Genomic DNA, 19,781 nt, shown 5'->3' with positions numbered 1-19,781 from the left:
CACCCGGTATCACATGGTCCTCGGTCTCCTCACGAATCCGGACGAGTTCTTCGAGCGGCGAGCGGCGAATCCGGGCTACCTCCGACCCGCGCTGGTGGTGCTCGCGGTGGCGGTCGTCTCGGTCGTCGGTGGGATTCCGGTCATCCGCGGGACGTTGAGTGCCGTACCCGAGTCGGCGGGCGCCTTCGTGACGATTATCCAGGTGGTGTCGGCGGCGGCCGGCGTCGTCGCGACGTTCCTCAGGTGGGTGGTCTACGCGGCGGTCTTCTACGGCGTCGCCAAGGTCGCCTTCGACGGTGACGGCGGCTTCGGCGAGACCCTCGCGCTGGTCGGCTGGGGGTTCGTCCCGGCGCTCTTCGAGGCCGTCGTCTCGGCCGTGGTGAACTTCTCCGTGTTCGGCGGGGTCGAGTTCCCGCAGGACCCACAGCAGATAGCCGCGTTCACCCGTCGACTCCAGTCCGACCCCGCGTTTCTCGTGGCGGGCCTGCTCGGCATCGTCTTCCTCCTCTGGAGCGCGTTCCTCTGGACGTTCGCCGTACGCCACGCCCAGCGTCTCGACCTCCGCGCGGCGGCCATCACGGTCGCCGTCCCGACGGTGTTCGGCCTCCTGCTCCGAGTCTGGGGCATCGTCGGAGGTCTCTGATGCGGCGACTCGCACTCCTCGTCGCGGTCGCCTGCCTCGTCGGGGGGGTCGTCGGGACGCTCCCGGCGGGCGCCGCCGACGCGAACGTCACCGTCTCGAACGTCTCGGTCACGCCCGGGACGGCCGTCCCCGGGGAGACCGTTCGTATCGAAGCGACGGTGCAGAGTCTCGCCGGGAGCGCGGAGCCGGTCGAAGTCGACGCCGTCGCCCTCCGCACGCGAGGTGGCGACTTCGAGGAGTTCGACCGCATCCGGAACCTCGGTACGCTCTCGCCGGGTGCGAGCATCCCCGTCCCGCTCACGGTCTCGTTCGACGAGGAGGCCACGAGACGGCTCGAAGTCGTCGTCTACGGCGACGACGACGACGGCGACGGCGTGCTCGTCCGCTACCCGGTGACGGTCAGGGTCGCCGACGAACGGCCGCAGGTCGGCGTCGACGTGGGACCGGCGACCGCCGGCACCGAGACGACCGCGACGGTGACGGTCGCGAACGGGCTCGACCGCGACCTGACCAACCTCGCGTTGACGCTCTCCGGCCCCGTCACCGAGGAGCCGCGGAAGCGCGTCCTCTCGACGCTTCCGGCCGGTGAGACCCGCCAGTTCACGTTCAACGCCACGCCGCCCGCGGCCGCCGCCGGTGAAGTGAGCGCCCGGCTCCGCTACCGCCTCGCCGGCGGGCCGCGACGGACGGTCACCCGGACGACGACGGTCGACGTGCGGCCCCGACGCGAGCAGGTGACGCTCAACGCGACCGTCTCGACGAACCGGACGGTCGGCGGCCAACAGCTCCGGGTGACCGCCGCCAACACCGGAAACGTCCCCGTCTCCGGCCTCCTCGTCCGCGGGCGGGCGTCGAACGCCAGCGTCGGCCAGGCGGTCGTCGGTGACCTGCCGCCGGGTGTGAGCCGGACCGTGAGGCTGCCGGTGAGCGACCTGGACGGGACGGCGACGGTCGACCTGCGCGGCGTCTACGAGGTGGACGGCCGGACGAACCGGACGAGCGGGGAGTCGGTCGTCGTCAGGGCGAACCCCGGCCGAATCGAACTGACGGGGCTCGACAGCGCCGACGAGGGCGACTACCTCCGCATCAGCGGGAGCGCGAGCAACGTCGGGCTCGCCGCCGTCGACAGCGTCATCGTCCGCATCCTCCCGACCGACGGCGTCGAGCCGTCGCCGCCGAACCGGGAGTACTTCGTCGGCACCGTCCCCCCGAGCGACTTCGTCTCATTCGACGTGAGCGCGCAGGTCGCCGGGAACGTGAGTCGCGTCCCGCTCGAAGTGACGTACCTCTCGGACGGAATTCGGCGGACACAGACCGTCGAGGTGCCCGTCGAGCCCAGCGTCGGCGGGAGTAGTGAGGGGAGCGGTGGAAGCGACGGCGCAGGGGCGGGCGGCGGACCCGGGGACGACGAGAGCGGCGGCGGCCTCGGCGGCCTCGTCCTGCCGGTCGTCGGCGGACTCGTCGTCCTGCTCGTCGTCGCCGGCTTCGTGGCCGTCGCCTGGAGGAACCGCCGTGACGACGCCTGAGGGCGACGGGGACGGCTCCGCGGCGGGGTCGGACCCGTCAGCGACGGAATCGGACCCGTCGACCGCGAGGTCCGTCCCCGACCGCACCGTGTTGGAGGCCGACGGCGTCGTCAAGCGCTATCAAACCGGCGGGGAGACGCTGACGGCGCTGAAGGGGATAGACCTCGCCATCGAGCCGGGAGAGTTCCTCTCCGTGATGGGGCCGAGCGGGAGCGGGAAGTCCACCCTGCTCAACCTCCTCGGCCTGCTCGACACGCCGACGGAGGGTGTCGTCACGCTCGACGGCACCGACGTGACGACGTTCTCGGACCGCGAGCGCACGGACGCGAGAAAGCGGACCATCGGGTTCGTCTTCCAGAACTTCTACCTCATCTCGACGCTCACGGCCGTCGAGAACGTCGAGGTGCCGCGGCTGCTGGACCGCGACCCCGAGACGAGGGCGCGCGCCCGTGACCTCCTGCAACGGGTGGGTCTCGGCGACCGCCTCGACCACCGACCCGACCAGCTCTCCGGCGGGCAGAAACAGCGTGTCGCCATCGCCCGGGCGCTCGTCAACGAGCCGCGGGTCGTACTCGCCGACGAGCCGACCGGGAACCTCGACCGCGCGACGGGTCGGACGGTGCTCGAGCAGTTCCGAGAGGTCTGCGGCGAGGGGGTCGCCGTCGTCGCCGTCACCCACGACAACGTCGTCACCGAGTACACCGACCGCGACGTGACGCTGGTCGACGGCGAGCTGTTCGAGGGGCCGTTTCGCGAGGTGGACCGAAAGATGCGCGAGGGGACGCTCGAACGGCCGGGCGGCGCGTCGCCCGCGGCCGAGTCGGCGTCCGCCGACCTGGGCCCGGGCCAACGAAAGGGGGACACCGACGGCTCCGACCCATGATTCCGGACCGCCTCTACCGGCAGTTCCCGACGCTGCTCATCGCCCGGCGGAACCTCACGCGGACGAAGGCCCGGAGCGCGCTGGCCATGCTGGGCATCGTCATCGGCGTGCTCGCCATCGCGTCGCTTGGGCTGTTCGGGGCGACGCTCCAGCAGTCCGTGACGGGGTCGCTCGGCGGCATCGGTAACGAACTCGTCGTCTCGCCGGCGACCGAGGAGGGCGTGGAGTCGCTCACTGAGGCCGACGTGCGCGAAATTCGTCGCGTCGCCGGCGACGCCTCGGTCGTCCCGATCAGACAGGGCGCGGTGCAGGTGCGCTACCGCGGGGAGTCGAGCCGGGTCGCGGCCTACGGGATGGACAACCCCGGGGACAGTTACGCCGCCGCCGAGGGACGCATCCCCGACGGGTTCCGAAGCGGCGTCCTCGTCGGCGCGTCGCTCGCGGACGAACTCGGCGTCCGGCCGGGGAGTTCGCTGACCGTCGGCAACCGTACTTACCGCGTGCAGGCCGTGCTGGCGGCCCAGCAGGGGTTCTCGACGGTGAACCCCGACTCGGGCGTGGTGCTCCCCATCCGCGCCGTCCCGGGGGAGGGGTACTCGCAGGTCGTCGTCGGCGCCGACAGCGGCGAGGAGGCGAACGCGACGGCCGTCGCCATCCGCGCGGCGCTGAACGACCGCGAGGAGCGCGTGAGCATCTTCGAACTCGGCGACATCGTGGAGCAGATCGGCTCGGCGTTCCAGGCGGTGAACCTCTTTCTCGTCGGCATCGGCTCCATCTCCCTGCTCGTCGCTGGGGTGAGCATCCTCAACGTGATGCTGATGAGCGCCATCGAGCGCCGCGAGGAGATCGGCGTCCTCCGCGCCGTCGGCTACCAGAAGCGCGACGTGCTGAAGATCATGCTCTCGGAGGCGCTGCTGCTGGGCGTCGTCGGCGGGGTCGTCGGCGCCGGGCTCAGCGTCGGTGGCGGGCTCCTCATCAGTCAGCTCATCCTCGGGGACGCGCTGGCGGCGCTGACCCTCGGAAACGCCCTCTACGTCGTCGCCGCGTTCGGGTTCGCCATCGTCACCAGCGTCCTCAGCGGGCTGTACCCGGCGTACAAGGCCGCCAACGAGGAACCGGTCGAGGCGCTGCGGAGCTGAACTGCGAGGGAGCGGCGGACCGACTCGCCGCGGCCACCTCCCTTTTCACTCGCTTTCCCCAATATCCGGACATGGCAGACTCGACGGAACACTCCTCGAAGATGAATCGCGAAGAGTTCGCAGGGTACCTGCGGCGGCTGGCCGACGAGTTCGAGAAGGAGGGTGACATCGACGTGCCGGTCGGCAACAAGTCGGTCCGTCTGCACCCGCCCGACAGCGTCAAGCGGGACATCGAGGTGGTCGAGCGCTCCTCCATCCTCCGCGGGAGCAAGGAGGCCATCGGACTCGACGTGAAGTGGAAGAAGTCGAAGAAGTCGGGGACGTCGAAAGAGTCGAACGACGCCGACGAGGCGCCGGACGAGGAGCGTTCCGGGACGGACGGAGACGGGGCGGCCGCCGGGGAGTAGTCCCGTCCCGCATCCACAAGCGTCTTGCCGGGCGGTGGCGCAGTCTTTCTCATGATTCACGTCGTCGGCGGCGGCGTCGCCGGACTCGCCGCCGCCTACCGGCTCCAGCAGCGGGGCCACGAGGTGCAGGTGCTCGAAGCCGGGGGCGACCTCGGCGGGCTGGCCGCGTCCTACGAGACCGCGGGCGACCCCCTGGAAAAGTACTACCACCACCTCTCGAAGTCCGAGGAGACCATCGTCGAGCTGGCCGAGGAGCTCGGCGTCGCGGAGCGCCTCCAGTGGCGCATCGGGAAGAACGCCTACTACGTCGACGGCGTCGTCCACCCGCTCGACACGCTCCCACAGATCGCCGCGTACCCCCACATGAGTCTCTACGACAAGTTCCGGCTGGGGATGCTCACGAAGGGAGTGGACTTCCGCGGCGGCGTGCCGAAGTTCGACTCCTACGAGTCGCTGGAGGACTACGAACAGGTCCCAATCAAGCAGTTCCTGCTCGAGCACACCACACGGGGCGTGTACGAGAACTTCTTCGAGCCGCTGCTCGACGCGAAGTTTGGCTCGCGAAAGGACGACGTGAGCGCCGCGTGGCTGCTCGGCCGCGTGAAGTTCCGCGGGGAGCGCCACCCGCTGAAGGGCGAGTACCTCGGCTACTTCGACGGCGGCTTCGCCCCGTTCGTCGACGCGCTCGTCTCGGCCGTCGGTCGCGAGAACGTCACGACCGGCGCCCGCGTCGTCGGCGTCGACACCGACGACGGCGCGGTCTCGTCGGTGACCGTCGACACCGACTCGGAAACCGAGACACACGACACCGAGGCGGTCGTCGTCGCCGCGATGCCGAACGTACTGGAGGCGCTCGTCGGCTACGAGTGCGACATCGACTTCCAGGGCGCGGTCTGCGCGGTCGCGACGATGGACCGCCAGTTGACGGACACCTACTGGCTCAACGTCGCCCACGACGCCCCGTTCGGCGCGCTCATCGAGCACACGAACTTCGTGCCGCCGGAGCGCTACGGCGGCCAACACCTCCTCTACGTCGCCAGCTACGTCCAGTCCGAAGAGGAGTGGCTCTGGCAGGCCGACGACGCCGAGGTCGAGGAGGCGTGGCTCGACCACGTCGCCGAGATGTTCCCCCGGTTCGACCGCTCGTGGGTCTCGGCGTTCCGGGTCGCGCGCAACCCCCGCGCGGCCCCGGTGTACGAACGCGGCTACCTCGACATGGTCGTCCCCTACGACCTCGGCGACGAGGTCGGCGAGGGCGTCTACTACGCGGGGATGGCGAGTCGCGCCCAGTACCCCGAGCGCAGTTTGAACGGGGCGGTCGTCGCCGGCTACGAGGTCGCAGACCGCATCGACGCGACGCGGTAACGCCACCGACGTATCGGATTTCCGGGTAATCTCCTTCGAACCGAAAGTCATTAACCCGGCGCTGACTGACCAGTTAGTCAGTGAGTGTCGAGACGGACTCCGTCCCCGACGAGGTCCACGCGGAGATCATGGCGGCGACCTACCGTGCGGTGTGTACGGAGGGGTACGCCGACCTGACGATGCGTGACATCGCCGAGGAGGCGGGCAAGAGCAAGTCGCTGCTGCACTATCACTACGACACGAAGGAGGGACTCCTCGTGGCGTTTCTCGACCACATGTTGTCGCGTTTCGAGGCCGACGTGGAGGCGATGGACGGGGAGTCGCCGACCGAACGTCTCGCGGCGCTGGTCGGGAAGCTCTCCTCCGACACCACGGTCGGGGCCGACGAGGCGAACGAGACGGACGAGGAACGCCGACGCTTCCACCGTGCGCTCCTCGAACTGCGGACGCAGGCCCCCTGTCACGAGGCCTACCGCCAGCAGTTGGCCCGGAACAAGGCGGCCATCCAGGACCGCTTCGCCGACGTGATTCGCGAGGGAGTCGAGACGGGCGAGTTCCGCGCGGTCGACCCCGAGCGGGCCGCTCGGTTCGTGCTCGCCGCCCTGGACGGTGCGCGAAACGCACACGTCGCGCTCGGCGACGCCGACGACCCGCCGGCGGTTCGGGCGTCTATCGCCGAGTTCCTCGGCGTCGACTCCGGGTTCGACGGCGAGTCCGATTTCGGCGGCGAGCCGGTCGACGACTCGGAGGCCGAGGAATGAGCGGCGGGCGGGACGTCGAACTCACCGAGGGGAAGCTCCTGAAGCCGATGCTCGTACTCGCGGTGCCCATCGTCCTCTCGCAGATGATGCAGGTGGCCTACAACCTCGCGGACACCTTCTGGGTGGGCCGCGTCGGGCGGGAGGCGGTCGCCGCGCTCTCCTTCTCCTGGCCGCTCGTCTTCCTGATGATATCGGTCGGCGGCGGGTTCACCGTCGCCGGCACCGTCCTGGTGGCACAGAACAAGGGTGCCGGTAACGACGAGCGCGTCGACCACGTCGCCGGGCAGACCATCGCGTTCGTCACCGTGGTCGGCGTCGCGTTCTCGATTCTCGGGTGGTTTCTCGCGCCGACGCTCCTCCCGCTCATCGGCACCACGCCGGGGACCGTCGTCCACGAGCTCTCGGTGGAGTACACCCGGACCATCTTCCTCGGCGTGTTCTTCATGTTCGGCTTCTTCATCTTCCAGGCGCTGCTGCGCGGGTGGGGGGACACGAAGACGCCGATGTACCTGATGGCGCTCGGCGTCGTCATCAACGTCGTGCTCGACCCCTTCCTCATCCTCGGCTTCGAGGGGAACCCCCTCTTCTCGCTCGTCGGGCTCGGCGGGCTCCAGTCCTCGCTCCTGGCCGCGACGGGGTTCACCGGGATGGGGGTGCAGGGCGCCGCAGTGGCGACAGTCGTCTCCCGGGGCATCGGCGCCGCCGTCGGCTTCTTCCTGCTCTTCTCGGGGCGGGTCGGCATCGAGTTGACGCTCGACGACCTGCTCCTGAAGCGCGAGACCGTCGAACGCATCGTCCAAATCGGCGCCCCGTCGAGCGTCGAGATGAGCATGCGCGCGCTTGGCGTCACCGCGATGACGGCGCTGGTCGCCTACGCGGCCGTCAGCGTCTCCGACGTGGGTGCCGGCGCCCCCGCGAAGGACGCCGTCGTCGCCGCTTTCGGCATCGGGTCGCGGCTCACGTCGCTCGTCTTCCTCCCCGCCATCGGACTGTCGCAGGCGACGGAGACGGTCGTCGGACAGAACCTCGGCGCCGAGAAGCCCGAGCGCTCGAAGCGCGGCGTGTTCTACGGCGTCGGGATGCTCGCGCTGGGCCTCTCGGTCGTCTCCGTCGTCTTCTACGTCTTCGCCGAGCCCATCGTCTCGGTGTTCATCACTGGCGGCGACGCGGCGGCGGTCGTCGCCGTCGGCGTCGAGTACCTCCACATCATCGCCCCGACGTTCGTGTTCATGGGGGCGTTCAACGTCGTCAACGGCGGCTTCCGCGGGTCGGGGTCGACGCGGACCGCGATGGCGTTCTCCATCCTCTCGCTGTGGCTGTTCCGCATCCCGCCCGCCTTCCTCCTCGTCGAGTTCTTCGGCTGGGGGCCGGAGGCCGTCTGGTACGCCATCGCGTTCTCGAACGTCGCCACCCTCGTCGTCGCCGGGGCGTGGTTCCTCCGCGGAACGTGGACGGAAGGCGTGGTGGACGTGACGCGAGGCGTGAAGCCGGCAGATGATTAGCCCGGAGCGACCGCGGCCGCGACGCGTGGTCTCGCGCCACGACACGCCGTCGCGGAGGTGCGACTGAGCGCAGTGACGGTCGGAGCCCGTCTCCAACCGACTCGCCGACGCGGAGGTGCGACTGAGCGCAGCGAGGGTCGGTGTCCGTCTCCGACCGACTCGCCGACGCGGTGGTGTGAGCGACTGAGCGCAGCGACGGGCGCCGGGTTATCTGCGCCCAACTCGCCGACGCGGTGGTAGGATAGACTACCGAGTCACCGACTGCCGACTCCGACCCCCAAATCCCTTCTCTCCGCCCGTCGCACTGGCCGGTGTGCACGTTCGACCCGCCACCGCCTCCGACGCGGCCGCAGTCCACGACATCTACGCCCCCGTCGTCGCCGGCACCGCGATTTCCTTCGAGGACGATCCGCCGACGGTCGAGGAGATACGCCGGCGAATCGTGAACACGTTGCCGACACACCCGTGGCTCGTCTGCGAACGCGACGGGGACGGCGGAGACGGTGAGGGCGGCGAGGGAATCGTCGGCTACGCCTACGCCGGCCCGCACCGCTCGCGCGACGCGTACCGGTGGTCGGTCGACGTGTCGGTGTACGTCGCCGAGGACGAACGCGGCGCGGGCGTCGGGCGGACACTGTACGAGTCGTTGTTCGCGTTGCTGGTCGAACAGGGGTTCGTCACGGCGTACGCGGGCATCGCACAGCCGAACGAGACGAGCGTCGGTCTCCACGAGTCGCTGGGGTTCGAACCGGTCGGCGTCTACGAGAGCGTCGGCTACAAACGAGGGGCGTGGCGCGACGTGGGGTGGTGGGCGAAGCGACTCAGGGAGCCACCGGCGGAACCGACCCCGCCCGTCGGAGTCGAGACGGTGCGGGTGAAGGTGGGCGAGGAGCGTTTTCAGGAGCTGCTCGCGACCGGCCACACGAGTTAGGGGTCGGCGGGGAGAGAGGCGAGGTATGGTCGAACGAGACCTCGGTCAGGCGAAGATCGTCTACGACGACCCCGAGGAGGGCGTCGTCGAGCGCGTCGTGCAGAACGAACACGCCGTCCACGTCCGCGACCACTGGGTCGTCCGGACCGGCGAGGACGCGGAGGGGAACCACGTCATCCGACGCATCCCCAGAGAGCGCGTCCACTACGTCGAACGGAGCACGGAGGAGTTCAAGAAGACCGTCGAGTCGATGGCCGACGACATCAAGGACAAACTCGGCGTCGGCGGCGGTAGTCGGTAGTCGGAGACGGCGTCAGCCGGGAGCGTCGTCGGTCGAGAGCGTCGGAGGTGGGGGTCGGCGGTCGTTCCCCGTCAGTCGTCGCTCTCGCCGCGCATCCCGACCGCGTCGCTCGAATCCACGTCGGCCGGCTCCTCGCCGCCGCCGACGCGGAGTTCGCCGTCCGGCCCCTCGACGTACACGTCGTCGGCGAAGCCGCCTTCGGCGTGGGGGTGTTCCGGGTTCTCCAGTTTCTCGGGCGTCGACGGCGCTGACGCCACGCCGTCGGCGGGCGCGAACTCCCCGAGCGGGTCGGCGATGGTGATGCCGTGGCGTTCGAAGAAGTCGGCGTAGCGGTCGTAGTGGGCCTCCAACTCGTCGGCCGGGAACTCCATCATCTCCGTCCAACCGTGGTTGTAGAAGTCGAAGTTCGCCTGGATGTGGGTTATCTCGCGAGCGCCGGCCTCGTCGAACCCCGCTTCGAGGGCGGCGACGTAGGTGTCCATCGTCGCGTCGAAGAAGCCGTCCAGGTGGTCCTTGCGCTCCTCCTCGCGACCCTCCTCTGCCTTCTTCAGGAAGATACTGGTGTGCAGTCGGACCAGTCCGGCGTTGACCACGCCCCCGATGCCCGGGGTCGTGAGCGCCTTCCTCGTCGCCCAGTGACGCGCGTTCTGGCGAATCTTCATCGGGGCGTGCTTAGGGTCGCGTCGCCTTGAAGGACACGAATACGGCGGGTGGGGACGGGGTCGACGGCGGTGGGAGGGAGCCGACGGCGGTGGGAGGGGGTCGGCGGCGGTGGGAGGGGGTCGGTGGCGGGTGCAGTCGGAGCATCCGGCGGCTGAGAGCGAAGTCGGGGACGACGCCGGGATGCCCGGAGGCGACCGCGTCGAACGCCCGGTTCCGGAGATAGCAATCCACATTAACCCCCGTGCCGAATCCTGTTCACATGACCGATTCGTTTGTGATCATCGGTGACGGGATCGCCGGGAGCTCCGCCGCGGAGACGCTGCGCGAGGAGGCCCCCGACGCCGATATCACGGTGATTACGGACGAGGGCGAGACCCTCTACAACCGCATCCTCATCAAGGAGTTCGCGAAGGGCAAACTCCCCGAGGCGCCCATCTTCATCCACGACGAGGAGTGGTACGAGGAGCGCGACATCGAACTCAGCCTCAACACGCTGGTCAAGGAAATCGACACCGACGGCCACGAGCTCGTCACCCACGACGACTCGGTCATCGAGTACGACAAGCTGCTCGTCGCCACCGGCGGGACGCCGACACAGCTCCCGGTCGACAACTCCGACGCGGAGGGCATCCACCACTTCTGGACGTTCCAGGACGCCCGGAACATCAAGGAAAGCGCCGAAGACGCCGACGACGCCGTCATCGTCGGCGCCGGCCTGCTCGGCATCGACCTCGCGGCCATCTGTGGCGCCCAGGGCGTCGAGGCGAAGTACCTGATGCGCGGCCAGGCCTGGTGGCGCTACGCCCTGTCCGAGGAGGGCGCCGAGGTCATGCACAACGCGATGCGCGACGTGGGCGTCGAACCCGTCTTCGACAGCGGCGTCGACCACTTCGAGACGGACGACGACGGCCGCGTCGAGGCCGCGGTCGACCCCAACGGCGACCGCTACGACTGCGACTGGGCCGGCGTCGCCATCGGCCTCGACTTCAACACCGAGGTGCTCCAGGGCACCGGCGTCGAGGAGGACGACGGCGTCGTCGTCGACCAGTACATGCGGACCAACGTCGACGACGTGTTCGCCGCCGGCGACCTCACCCGCTTCTACGACACCATCCTCGGCGAGTACGCCCAGAACGGCTCGTGGGGAAGTGCGAAGGAGCAGGGCTCCATCGCCGCGAAGAACATGGTCGACCCCGAGTCCGCGGAGTTCCGCTGGGTCTCCTCGTACTCCATCACCCACTTCGACTTCCCGTTCCTCTCCTTCGGCCACCCGACAATCGGCGACGACGAGGTCGAGAAGAAGTACTCCGACACCGAGTACCGCCGCCTCGCGCTGAAGGACGGGAAAATCGTCGGCGGCGTCCTCATCGGCGACCTCGCCCCCCAGAGCGCCTACAAGCGCCTGATGAAGGAGGAGCGCGTCGTCGGCGACCAGAAGGAGACCCTGATGCAGAAGAAGTTCGACCCCGACGAACTGGCGGCGTCGACCGAGCAGTAGGCGGCCCACGTCGCTCGGACCCGCTCACACGGCCTCGTTCGGTCCCGCCGCTACCGCTCTCTGACGAGCGAGATTTTCCCGACCGCTTCGCCCGCCTCCAGCCGTGCGTGGGCCTCGCTCACTTCGGCGAACGCGAACGTTCGCTCGTCCACGAGGGGTTCGAGCCGGCCGTTCTCGACGAGCCGCGAGAGCCGGCGCAGTCGCGTCCCGATGTGCGAACGGTCGGCGTCCTCGATGACCGGCCGGATTGCGAGGGTGACGCCGAGGGTCAGACAGTCCGCCTGCAGGGCGCCGAAGTCCACGTCACCGGACGAACTCGTCTCCGTCGTGAGGACGGTACCGTAGGGCGCGACGGCCTCGAAGGCGGTGGGGAGGTGGTCGTTGCCGACCGTGTCGACCACGACGTCGAATCCCTCGCCGTCGGTGTGCTCGGCGACGTACTCCTCGACGGACGCCGACCCGTAGTCGACGGTGGCGTCGGCGCCGAGTTCGACCGCGAGTTCGCGCTTCCGGGCGCTGGAGCCGGTGGCGACGACCTTCCGGGCGCCACACCAGCGCGCGACCTGCACCGCGGCGTGGCCGACGCCGCCGGTGCCGCCGTAGACGAGCACCGAGTCGTCCTCCCCGACGTCCGCCGAGTCGACGAGCAGTTCCCACGCGGTCAGCCCGACGACCGGCAGGGTGGCTGCCTCGCGCAACGAGAGTCCGTTCGGTACCGGTGCGAGGGTGTCGGCGTGCGCGACCTGGTAGTCCGCGAGCGCACCCTGGGACCCCGTCACGCCGCCGGGCATCCCGTACACCTCGTCGCCGGCTTCGAAGGCCGTCACGTCGTCGCCGACGGCCTCGACAACGCCGGCCACGTCACAGCCGAGGATTCGCGGTGAATCGGGGGCGAACGCCGGGAGGTCGCCGCGACGAATCTTGGCGTCGACGGGGTTGACGCTGGAAGCCCGGACCCTGAGGAGCACCTCCTCGGGTCCCGGCGTCGGGCGGTCGACTTCGGTCCGCTCGAAGGCGTCCGGACCACCGTACTCCTCGACGACCCAGGCGTCCATACTGTGTCCGTTCATATCCAGCAGTGAGGCCTGTCGCGGAATCAACGCTGGGGCCGCCGGGAAACCACCCGACCCGGACCGGCGTCCCGTTCGCCGACGAGCAAAGATTTATGAGTCGAGATGCTATTTGGTACCGTATGTCACAATCTACCACTCGGACAGCCTGCTCCATGACGGTCGTCGAGCCGGCGGACGTGCCCGTAGACGCCCGCGTCGTCCACTTCGACGAACTCGACGACGCGGCACAGGACCGGGTCGTCGCCCGAGCGGCGAGTGGCACCGACGTGGGCCCGCTCCCGGACGGGCTGGAGGCGGGCGACGTGGTCGTGTTCACCGACTACTTCCGCGTGGTCGCCCACTGAGGCGGGTTCCGGGGAGGGCTCGAGGCGGGGTGGGGCAGTCGGGAGTCGTGCGACACGCCGAGCCCGCACGACGCCCGGAAGCGACACGGTTTTCCACGGCCTGCCGGAAGGTGAGGTATGGACAGCGGCGGCAGTAGCGACATGACCCTCGCGTTCGAGCTGGCCGCGTTGCAGGCGCTCGCCGAGCCGGACGCGGTGTTCAGCGACGCCCGGCAGTGGACCGAGTACGTGGGCGTCGTCAGCGAGAAGCCCACCTACGTGGTGACGAACTTCACCCGGAAGAACCGCATCCGTCAGGACTTCTTCTCCGGCCCGCGCGGCGTGAAGGAGAGCCTCGAGAACGTGAAACGCCAGTTCGACACCGACCGTCACGTGTTCGTCGGCACGAGCGACGAGGACCGCGAGGTGGCCGAGGCGACCGACTGGGAGTACCTCCCGCTCGAACAGGCCGCCGAGGCCGCCGGGTGGACCCTCGCCGACGACGGCCCCGAGGAGGACCACTTCGAGTCGGAGGGCCGCGACGACTGGCCCTGATACGCACGCGAGCGTCGACGGCACCGTGCGCTCCCCTCCACACCCCGTTACGTCTATTGCTACGTGGGCGTTCTCTCGACGTATGGCGGACGTGACACGACTCGTTCTCGACCTGTTGAAGCCCCACGACCCGGACCTCGTCGAGTTCAGCAACGGCGTCGCCGAGTCCCCGAGCGTCGAGGGACTGAACACGACGCTCATCGAGACCGACCGGGAGGTCCAGAACGTGAAACTCACCGTCGAGGGTGACGCGGTCGACGCGGCCGAGGTGGAGGCGGCAGTCGAGGACCTCGGGGGCACCGTCCACTCCATCGACGAGGTGACGGTCGGCGACCGGCCCGTGCAGGAACGGCCGACGCCCCAGGACCGCCGGTGAGCCGACGGCTCGACGACCTCCGCGAACTGCTGGCCGACGAAGACGTCCGGTCGATATCGCGCCGATACTTCGTCTCGAACGGGTTCGACGGGACGCTGACGAGCGTCGGCGTCGTCGTCGGGTCGTACCTCTCGGGGGTCCCCGACGGACTGACGGTGTTCAAGATCGGCGTCGGCGCGGCCATCGGCCTCGGTACGTCGGGTGTCTGGAGCGTCTGGGAGATCGAGCGCGCCGAGAAGCGACTGGAAATCCTCCGGCTCGAGCGAGCGATGTTGACCGACCTCGACGACACGGAAATACAGCGCCGCCAGCACGGCGCCCGCAGAATCAACGCCGTCATGAGCGGACTGGGGCCCGTACTCGGGGTCCTCCTGCCGCTCGTACCGCTGTTGTTCGAGGGGAGCGTCGTCACCCTCCGGACCGCCACCCTGGCGTCGGTCGGCGTCGGCGTCGGACTGCTCTTCACCTTCGGGGCCTACCTCGGCGACCTCTCGGAGCAGAACTGGGTCGTCTCCGGGCTCCGGATGGGGCTCGCTGGGGTCGTCGTCGCGCTTCTGAACCTCGTCCTTCCGGGATGACGCCGGCGATACCGGTTCGCTCCTTCCGAAAGCCCTAATCGCGGAGAGTCCTACGACTCCGGTAATGAGCAAGCAGTTGCCCGACGTTCAGGCGAACGAGCCTGACGTCACGGTCGGGCTGAGCCAGGTGGGGGTCACCGGCGTCGAGAAACTCGTGAAGGTCGCCCGCGACGGGAAGCGCCCCATCGTCCTCATGGCGGAGTTCGAGGTGTTCGTCGACCTGCCGGCGACCCGGAAAGGGGCGGACATGTCCCGGAACATGCAGGTCATCGACGAGGCGCTGGAGGCGGCGGTCGAGGAGCCGACCTACCGCGTCGAGGACCTCTGTGGCGACGCCGCCGAGCGGCTGCTCGCCAAACACGACTACACGACGAGCGCCGAGGTCCACATGGAGGCGGAGCTGATCACCAAACAGGAGACCCCGGAGTCGGACCTGCCCACCCAGGGCACCGCCGACATCATCGCCGGCGCCACCGCCACCGAGGAGGGCACCCGCGAGGAGATCGGCGCACGCGTCACCGGGATGACGGTCTGTCCCTGCTCGCAGGGGATGTCCGAGACCCGCGCCCGCGAGGAGCTCGCGGACCTCGGCGTCGACGACGAGACCGCCGAGGCGTTCTTAGAGCGCGTCCCCCAGCCGGGGCACTCCCAGCGCGGCCACGCCACCCTCACAGTCTCGAGCGAGGGGAGCCCCGAGGTCGACCTCCGGGACGTCCTCGACATCGCGCGGGACTGCATGAGCGCCCGCATCTACAACCTCGCGAAGCGCCCCGACGAGGACCACATGACCTACCACGCGCACCTGAACGCGAAGTTCGTCGAGGACTGCGTGCGCTCGATGGCCGAGGACGTGGTCGACTCCTTCGACCACCTCCCCGAGGACGCCGTGATTCACATGAAGCAGTCCAACGACGAGTCCATCCACCAGCACAACGCCCACGCCGAGCGCGAGGTCACGATGGCCCAGCTCCGCGGCGAGCTGAACGGCGATCACTGAGCGGGCCTCGAAGTCGAAAGCGAGAGCCCTGTTCGCACGGCCCCGCCCCGCGACGAAGCGAAGACGTTAAACGGGGTACGGCCGTTCTCCGAAACGCGGGACCGTAGGGTAGTGGTATCCTCTGCCGATGGGGTCGGTAGGACCTGAGTTCGAATCTCAGCGGTCCCACTTCCGCTTCTTTCGTCTTTCATTATCGGGGGCCTGAGCGGTCTCCTTCTACAATTTTCTCCAATTAGATGTGGGGAATCATCTGCCATTTCGGTCCTAAGGAGGTGGTTGAGGTGACGGTCGAGTTATTCTCGACCACTCAGTGTCACGAGTTCGACGTACACTTCATCTTCACCGAGTACGGGCTGAAGCCGTACTACTGGATGGACTCCATCAGAAAGGAGTACGACGGGTGGCAAACCGAAGGGAAGCCAACCGCTCAAATGTCCTTCAACGGCCATGATTACATCCTCTGCTACGACTACGACAAAGGAGGGTTAGACCCGTGGGAGCACGAGAGCTATCACCTGCAAAGCGTACCCGAGTTCCGCTTCTACTTCGCTCGAAAGGACGCTCTCTGGAATGGGGGGCGGCCCGACTCGAAGGGCGCACGGAAGGGAGCAGCTGGAACTATTACTGTCCGACCCCGCTGGCCGAACCTAACTAGCAACGGCAATCGGGTGTCCGTCCCCGATCTCGGTCAGCCCTACATCGACGCACAGGTTCAAGCATCGAACATCCCCCACGACCAGTATCACGAACTGCTCCGGCACATTATGGCCGCGTTCGGTGGCTCCACCTCGTACTTCTCGGAACCTCACGAGATGAGTAACATTGGGGACGCCGCCGTTTACCTTCGTATTGATAGCGAGGAGAGTGGTTCTCTCTATGCCGCGGATGGTCCGATAGCCCGCTCCCACAACCTGCTCGAAGCAGACCGTTCTGGATATCGGAAGCACGTCGAGGATCATCGAAAGCGTCCCGGCTACTACGTCACCACGACTATCACCGACGAGCGCGCCGCTGACCTGGTGCGCGGCCACAAGTTCGGGAAGGAGGTGAAGCATTACTACCCGGAACACCCCAAGAAATTCGAACCGGACGATCCTCTATACCACCCGAAGCTCGAGATCTCCTACCAGACGAGCGTTACCGATGAGACCGTATACTGGGACGATCTCGAGGATCTCACTCGTGAGCTCGAGGAGACCCTATTCAACATAATGGACTGGTCCGGCCTGTCCATCCGTGGCGGAAGCCACCTCGTGAGCGACCAGTACTTCGACGCGAGCGCCGAGCACCGCCGCTCACTCCGGATCACCGACTGTCCGCTCCCGGAGGTCGAGAACGAGCAGGAGATGCGTGTGATGCGTCTCTGGCGCGATATGACCGACTCCGACGAACAACTGGTCGACCATCTTCTCACAGACGGCGGCCAACAGTCGATGCAGGGTGCAGCCGAGAGTATCGACTGCTCGTATCGGACCATCCGCCGCTCTGTGCAGCGTTTGGAGGGACTCGTTGAACAGACCTACGGGAACTTAGAGATAGCTAGCAAGCACCAACAGCAGCTGATGCTGAAGCGCCTACGCGCCGCGAAGAACCGCTTCGAGCAAACAATGGAGCAGACAGTAATGGAAGTAGCCGACGCCGCTAGCGACCAGCAGCGGAGCGCGTGGAGCAAGGTGCGCGCTGAGTACGACATCACGGTGAAGGAGGATACCGGCGACTGTCGGAAACTCCTCGAGATTGGCTATCAGCCGAAAGACAGTGAGGAGGCTCGTGAGGTGCTGAACGAGATTCGCCTTCGGTATCAGGAGACATTCGGCTTCAATTCCACTCACGGAATTCACGCCCGCGTCACCTACCTCAGCGGCCAGAGCCGGCGGTTCCGCTCCCTCGATCAGAAAGTGACACCAATGCGGCGTGGTGGAGATCGCACTCGAGACTACCGCGAGAAAGTCGAGCAAATCGACTGGGCAGAACACGGCTACTCACCCGCCGACTGACGGGCCGACTCGTGAGAGGCATCGCTACCTCTTCCTCTATTTTCCGGCGTTTTTGACCAGTTTTTGCTCCTGTGAGGGCAGGGCTTTGGCTACCTCTCTCTGCACAACTCGAGGTAGCCGAAGCCACCCCAAACGAGAACCGGACGACCGCTGTCCGGTTCTCGCTTAGAGGGTGTGGTTAAGACCACCTAGTCAAAATACGCCCCCGTCCACAGCAACTAGTCTATCCCTGAGAAATGATAAAATCCCGCCACCTACATTAGTGTATTTAGCATAGAATACAGAGACGGACAATCTTTCAGTCGAAAGGAGTATAGATTCGCCAGCAGGAGTTCTCACAAATGTTCTCTGAGAGAAGGAAACTGCGGTCTTCCTACTCAATAACGGCGTCCAGATTCCACCATCTAATTAACAACCACCTGTCGATAAATCGCCTTACAGGAGCGGTCTGCCTAATCGCAGTATTTGTTGCCCTCATTTCGACATTCGTTTCAACCCCAGAAACTCGAGGATCTGTGGTCAATCCTCTTCTCATCGGCGTTATAACTCTATTCACCATAAGTTTGACAGTGACAATAACAGGCGTGCAACTCGCTTCAAACCGCTATTCCCACCGGATAGACACGTCTATTCTCCGAAGCACCCCAGTAATTTCACACTTTTTCCCACACGTACTTGCCATTTCAATAGGTGTTATCTTACTCTCTTCCCCGAGAATCCAACTATATATTTACTTTGTGTTCGTGTTATTGTCCATATTGGCTATTTTAATCATATTCCCGTATATGTACTGGCTAGTTCAGGCTCTAAGACCCGAAAAAGTCCTGAGTGCCATTATTGGAGAAATTGATCCTGAGTTCCTCAATGGAATTGATAAAGTAGTCGAGGATCAAAAATCCACTATATACGAGAGCAATGACGCAGAGAAAATAAAGAATATATTTCAGGAAGTGAGATATCTCAAAGTTGCCGACGAAAATCCCGTAGACTCGTTTTTAGATGTCCAAAGAGCTAGAATTAGAGATGGGGATACGCGGTCCGCAAAACAGCTGCTCGATAAGTACCGTGAACATGTTGATGAAGTAGTTGAGAACCAATATCGAACCTTCAGAACGTCCCATGATACCTCTCAACTTGCATGCTGGTACCTTTATAGCCCTTATGAGCAGATTTTCCGGATAAGTCTGAAGCAGGACAATCAAGCGATTATGATGCAGGTCGTCTATCTTCTCCGAGAATCCGTTTTGTCTTGGCAGGAAAAACGGGTCAGAGGGATTCCCAATGTGTTTATCCGGCTGTTTGGAAGGATTACAGTAGATTACGCTTCACATTTCAGTCGAAGTCAGTCTCAATCGGTAGTAACCAGTTACAGCAAGATTGCCCGTGCAATAGCCTCTGATATAAATTCGCCTGGAAGGGAGTTCACAGATCCTTTGACGAATTTCGTCAATTATTCCCTCAGTTTCGCCCTTCAATCGATTGAGGAGGGGGACTACAGATCAGCGAGAAGCATTAATAGTGCACTTCGATCGCTTGTAGATGCCACATTAGAAATCCCCAGCGGAGATCCAGATAGAATACTACTTTCGATGGGGCTAATTGGAGAAGCATTTGCAGAGTCTGATGCAGTCTCCAAGCAAATTATCGAAATCGCCAACGAGCCATCTAGCATGAATGAAGCAGAATGGACTATTACCTTACTGGTCACATTCAAAGACAAACTTGAGGAGTACGGTAATGACTACACATCTAATGAAGAAATCAGAGAAAGAGTCTTGGAGGAAATTGACCGTATCAACGGGGCTCTGGAGGAACGCGATCGAAGAATCGCATCGAAGATAGACAAAGACGAAGAGCATGTTTTAGCGGTAATCCGTGCCAGCCGTCATATGAGACGGCCCTTTAGCCCGAACGATATACTAGATGAGATAGATACGACAATTTCCGCTGATGTAGTTCAAAACATATGCGAATCCCTCAAAACCATCAACGCAATTACTCAGGATGATGATGGAAATTATTCCAAGAGTTTTGAATCGGTGTCGGGCTAATCTGCTACGCTCTGAGTAACTCTATACCGATAGCAATCACTCCTTCTCGCAACTTGTTTTCTCCCAAGCTAACCCCACGGGGACTCACTTCGCAAAACGGACACACCTCGAATTGCACACTCTAATTAACTCAGCGTGTGCAAAACGACCGGAACGAGCAACAACCGGCCCAGCAGAGGTCGAGTTCGTCTGCTCCGTGCCGCTATTTCATA

The 19,781-nt window shown here is 65.4% G+C and carries 20 protein-coding genes and 1 tRNA gene; 19 read left to right on the top strand and 2 right to left on the bottom strand.

Annotated elements, in window-relative coordinates; genetic code table 11:
• The first annotated feature begins 13 nt into the window (after window positions 1-13).
• The 10 genes from N5095_RS07910 to N5095_RS07865 all read left to right on the top strand — a co-directional run bounded on the left by N5095_RS07910 (window position 14) and on the right by N5095_RS07865 (window position 9,458).
• Window positions 14-643 carry a Yip1 family protein gene (locus N5095_RS07910; protein ID WP_267622224.1) on the top strand — a complete coding sequence of 210 codons (630 nt, stop codon included), beginning with the start codon at window positions 14-16 and terminating at the stop codon, window positions 641-643.
• Complete coding sequence (locus N5095_RS07905; protein ID WP_267622223.1) at window positions 643-2,169, top strand: NEW3 domain-containing protein; 1,527 nt, start codon at window positions 643-645, stop codon at window positions 2,167-2,169. Before N5095_RS07910 ends, N5095_RS07905 begins: the two co-directional genes overlap by 1 nt.
• Before the next feature lie 88 nt (window positions 2,170-2,257).
• Window positions 2,258-3,052 (top strand): ABC transporter ATP-binding protein, encoded by a 795-nt coding sequence (locus N5095_RS07900; protein ID WP_267623020.1) that lies wholly within the window; start codon window positions 2,258-2,260, stop codon window positions 3,050-3,052.
• Entirely contained in the window at window positions 3,049-4,191 is a 1,143-nt protein-coding gene (locus N5095_RS07895; RefSeq protein WP_267622222.1) for an ABC transporter permease, read from the top strand. The genes N5095_RS07900 and N5095_RS07895 overlap by 4 nt, the downstream gene beginning before the upstream one ends.
• A 71-nt stretch (window positions 4,192-4,262) precedes the next feature.
• A complete protein-coding gene (locus N5095_RS07890; protein WP_267622221.1) occupies window positions 4,263-4,598 on the top strand; it encodes an amphi-Trp domain-containing protein in 336 nt (111 codons plus the stop codon).
• A gap of 51 nt (window positions 4,599-4,649) precedes the next feature.
• Entirely contained in the window at window positions 4,650-5,963 is a 1,314-nt protein-coding gene (locus N5095_RS07885) for an NAD(P)/FAD-dependent oxidoreductase (protein ID WP_267622220.1), read from the top strand.
• Between the two features lie 128 nt (window positions 5,964-6,091).
• A complete protein-coding gene (locus N5095_RS07880; RefSeq protein ID WP_267623019.1) occupies window positions 6,092-6,724 on the top strand; it encodes a TetR/AcrR family transcriptional regulator in 633 nt (210 codons plus the stop codon).
• Window positions 6,721-8,226, top strand: coding sequence for an MATE family efflux transporter (locus N5095_RS07875; protein WP_267622219.1), 1,506 nt, complete (start codon window positions 6,721-6,723; stop codon window positions 8,224-8,226). Before N5095_RS07880 ends, N5095_RS07875 begins: the two co-directional genes overlap by 4 nt.
• 313 nt (window positions 8,227-8,539) lie before the next feature.
• Complete coding sequence (locus N5095_RS07870) at window positions 8,540-9,157, top strand: arsinothricin resistance N-acetyltransferase ArsN1 family B (RefSeq protein ID WP_267622218.1); 618 nt, start codon at window positions 8,540-8,542, stop codon at window positions 9,155-9,157.
• Between the two features lie 25 nt (window positions 9,158-9,182).
• Entirely contained in the window at window positions 9,183-9,458 is a 276-nt protein-coding gene (locus N5095_RS07865; RefSeq protein WP_267622217.1) for a hypothetical protein, read from the top strand.
• 71 nt (window positions 9,459-9,529) lie between these two features.
• Here N5095_RS07865 and N5095_RS07860 read toward each other — a convergent pair whose 3' ends face one another.
• Window positions 9,530-10,120 carry a DUF6149 family protein gene (locus tag N5095_RS07860; RefSeq protein ID WP_267622216.1) on the bottom strand — a complete coding sequence of 197 codons (591 nt, stop codon included), beginning with the start codon at window positions 10,118-10,120 and terminating at the stop codon, window positions 9,530-9,532.
• A gap of 260 nt (window positions 10,121-10,380) precedes the next feature.
• Here N5095_RS07860 and N5095_RS07855 point away from each other — a divergent pair, with 260 nt between their 5' ends.
• Window positions 10,381-11,619, top strand: a complete 1,239-nt coding sequence (locus N5095_RS07855) for an NAD(P)/FAD-dependent oxidoreductase (RefSeq protein ID WP_267622215.1) — start codon at window positions 10,381-10,383, stop codon at window positions 11,617-11,619.
• Between the two features lie 50 nt (window positions 11,620-11,669).
• Here N5095_RS07855 and N5095_RS07850 read toward each other — a convergent pair whose 3' ends face one another.
• The gene (locus N5095_RS07850) at window positions 11,670-12,689 is read right to left on the bottom strand and encodes a zinc-dependent alcohol dehydrogenase family protein (protein ID WP_267622214.1); all 1,020 of its coding nucleotides are present in this window, start codon (window positions 12,687-12,689) and stop codon (window positions 11,670-11,672) included.
• 122 nt (window positions 12,690-12,811) lie between these two features.
• On the opposite strand from N5095_RS07850, the gene N5095_RS07845 reads away from it, so the two are divergent.
• From N5095_RS07845 to N5095_RS07810, 8 genes are all read left to right on the top strand, one after another.
• On the top strand, window positions 12,812-13,036 hold the full coding sequence (locus tag N5095_RS07845) for a DUF7979 domain-containing protein (protein ID WP_267622213.1): 225 nt from the start codon (window positions 12,812-12,814) through the stop codon (window positions 13,034-13,036).
• A gap of 117 nt (window positions 13,037-13,153) precedes the next feature.
• Window positions 13,154-13,570, top strand: coding sequence for a DUF7124 domain-containing protein (locus N5095_RS07840; protein WP_267622212.1), 417 nt, complete (start codon window positions 13,154-13,156; stop codon window positions 13,568-13,570).
• A gap of 82 nt (window positions 13,571-13,652) precedes the next feature.
• Complete coding sequence (locus N5095_RS07835; RefSeq protein ID WP_267622211.1) at window positions 13,653-13,946, top strand: DUF211 domain-containing protein; 294 nt, start codon at window positions 13,653-13,655, stop codon at window positions 13,944-13,946.
• Window positions 13,943-14,524 (top strand): VIT1/CCC1 transporter family protein, encoded by a 582-nt coding sequence (locus tag N5095_RS07830; RefSeq protein WP_267622210.1) that lies wholly within the window; start codon window positions 13,943-13,945, stop codon window positions 14,522-14,524. Before N5095_RS07835 ends, N5095_RS07830 begins: the two co-directional genes overlap by 4 nt.
• 64 nt (window positions 14,525-14,588) lie before the next feature.
• Window positions 14,589-15,521 carry a GTP cyclohydrolase MptA gene (gene mptA / locus N5095_RS07825; protein ID WP_267622209.1) on the top strand — a complete coding sequence of 311 codons (933 nt, stop codon included), beginning with the start codon at window positions 14,589-14,591 and terminating at the stop codon, window positions 15,519-15,521.
• A gap of 97 nt (window positions 15,522-15,618) precedes the next feature.
• Window positions 15,619-15,689: transfer RNA gene (locus N5095_RS07820), tRNA-Pro, on the top strand.
• Window positions 15,690-15,757: 68 nt separating this feature from the next.
• On the top strand, window positions 15,758-17,518 hold the full coding sequence (locus N5095_RS07815) for a DUF7845 domain-containing protein (protein ID WP_267622208.1): 1,761 nt from the start codon (window positions 15,758-15,760) through the stop codon (window positions 17,516-17,518).
• A 569-nt stretch (window positions 17,519-18,087) separates the two neighbouring features.
• Complete coding sequence (locus N5095_RS07810) at window positions 18,088-19,569, top strand: hypothetical protein (protein WP_267622207.1); 1,482 nt, start codon at window positions 18,088-18,090, stop codon at window positions 19,567-19,569.
• Window positions 19,570-19,781 lie beyond the last annotated feature (212 nt).

Origin of the sequence: Halobium salinum (genome assembly GCF_026586625.1) — an archaeon.
Taxonomy (GTDB): domain Archaea; phylum Halobacteriota; class Halobacteria; order Halobacteriales; family Haloferacaceae; genus Halobium; species Halobium salinum.
Note: the sequence above shows the minus strand (reverse complement) of the source record. Positions and strands in the feature narration are given on the sequence as shown.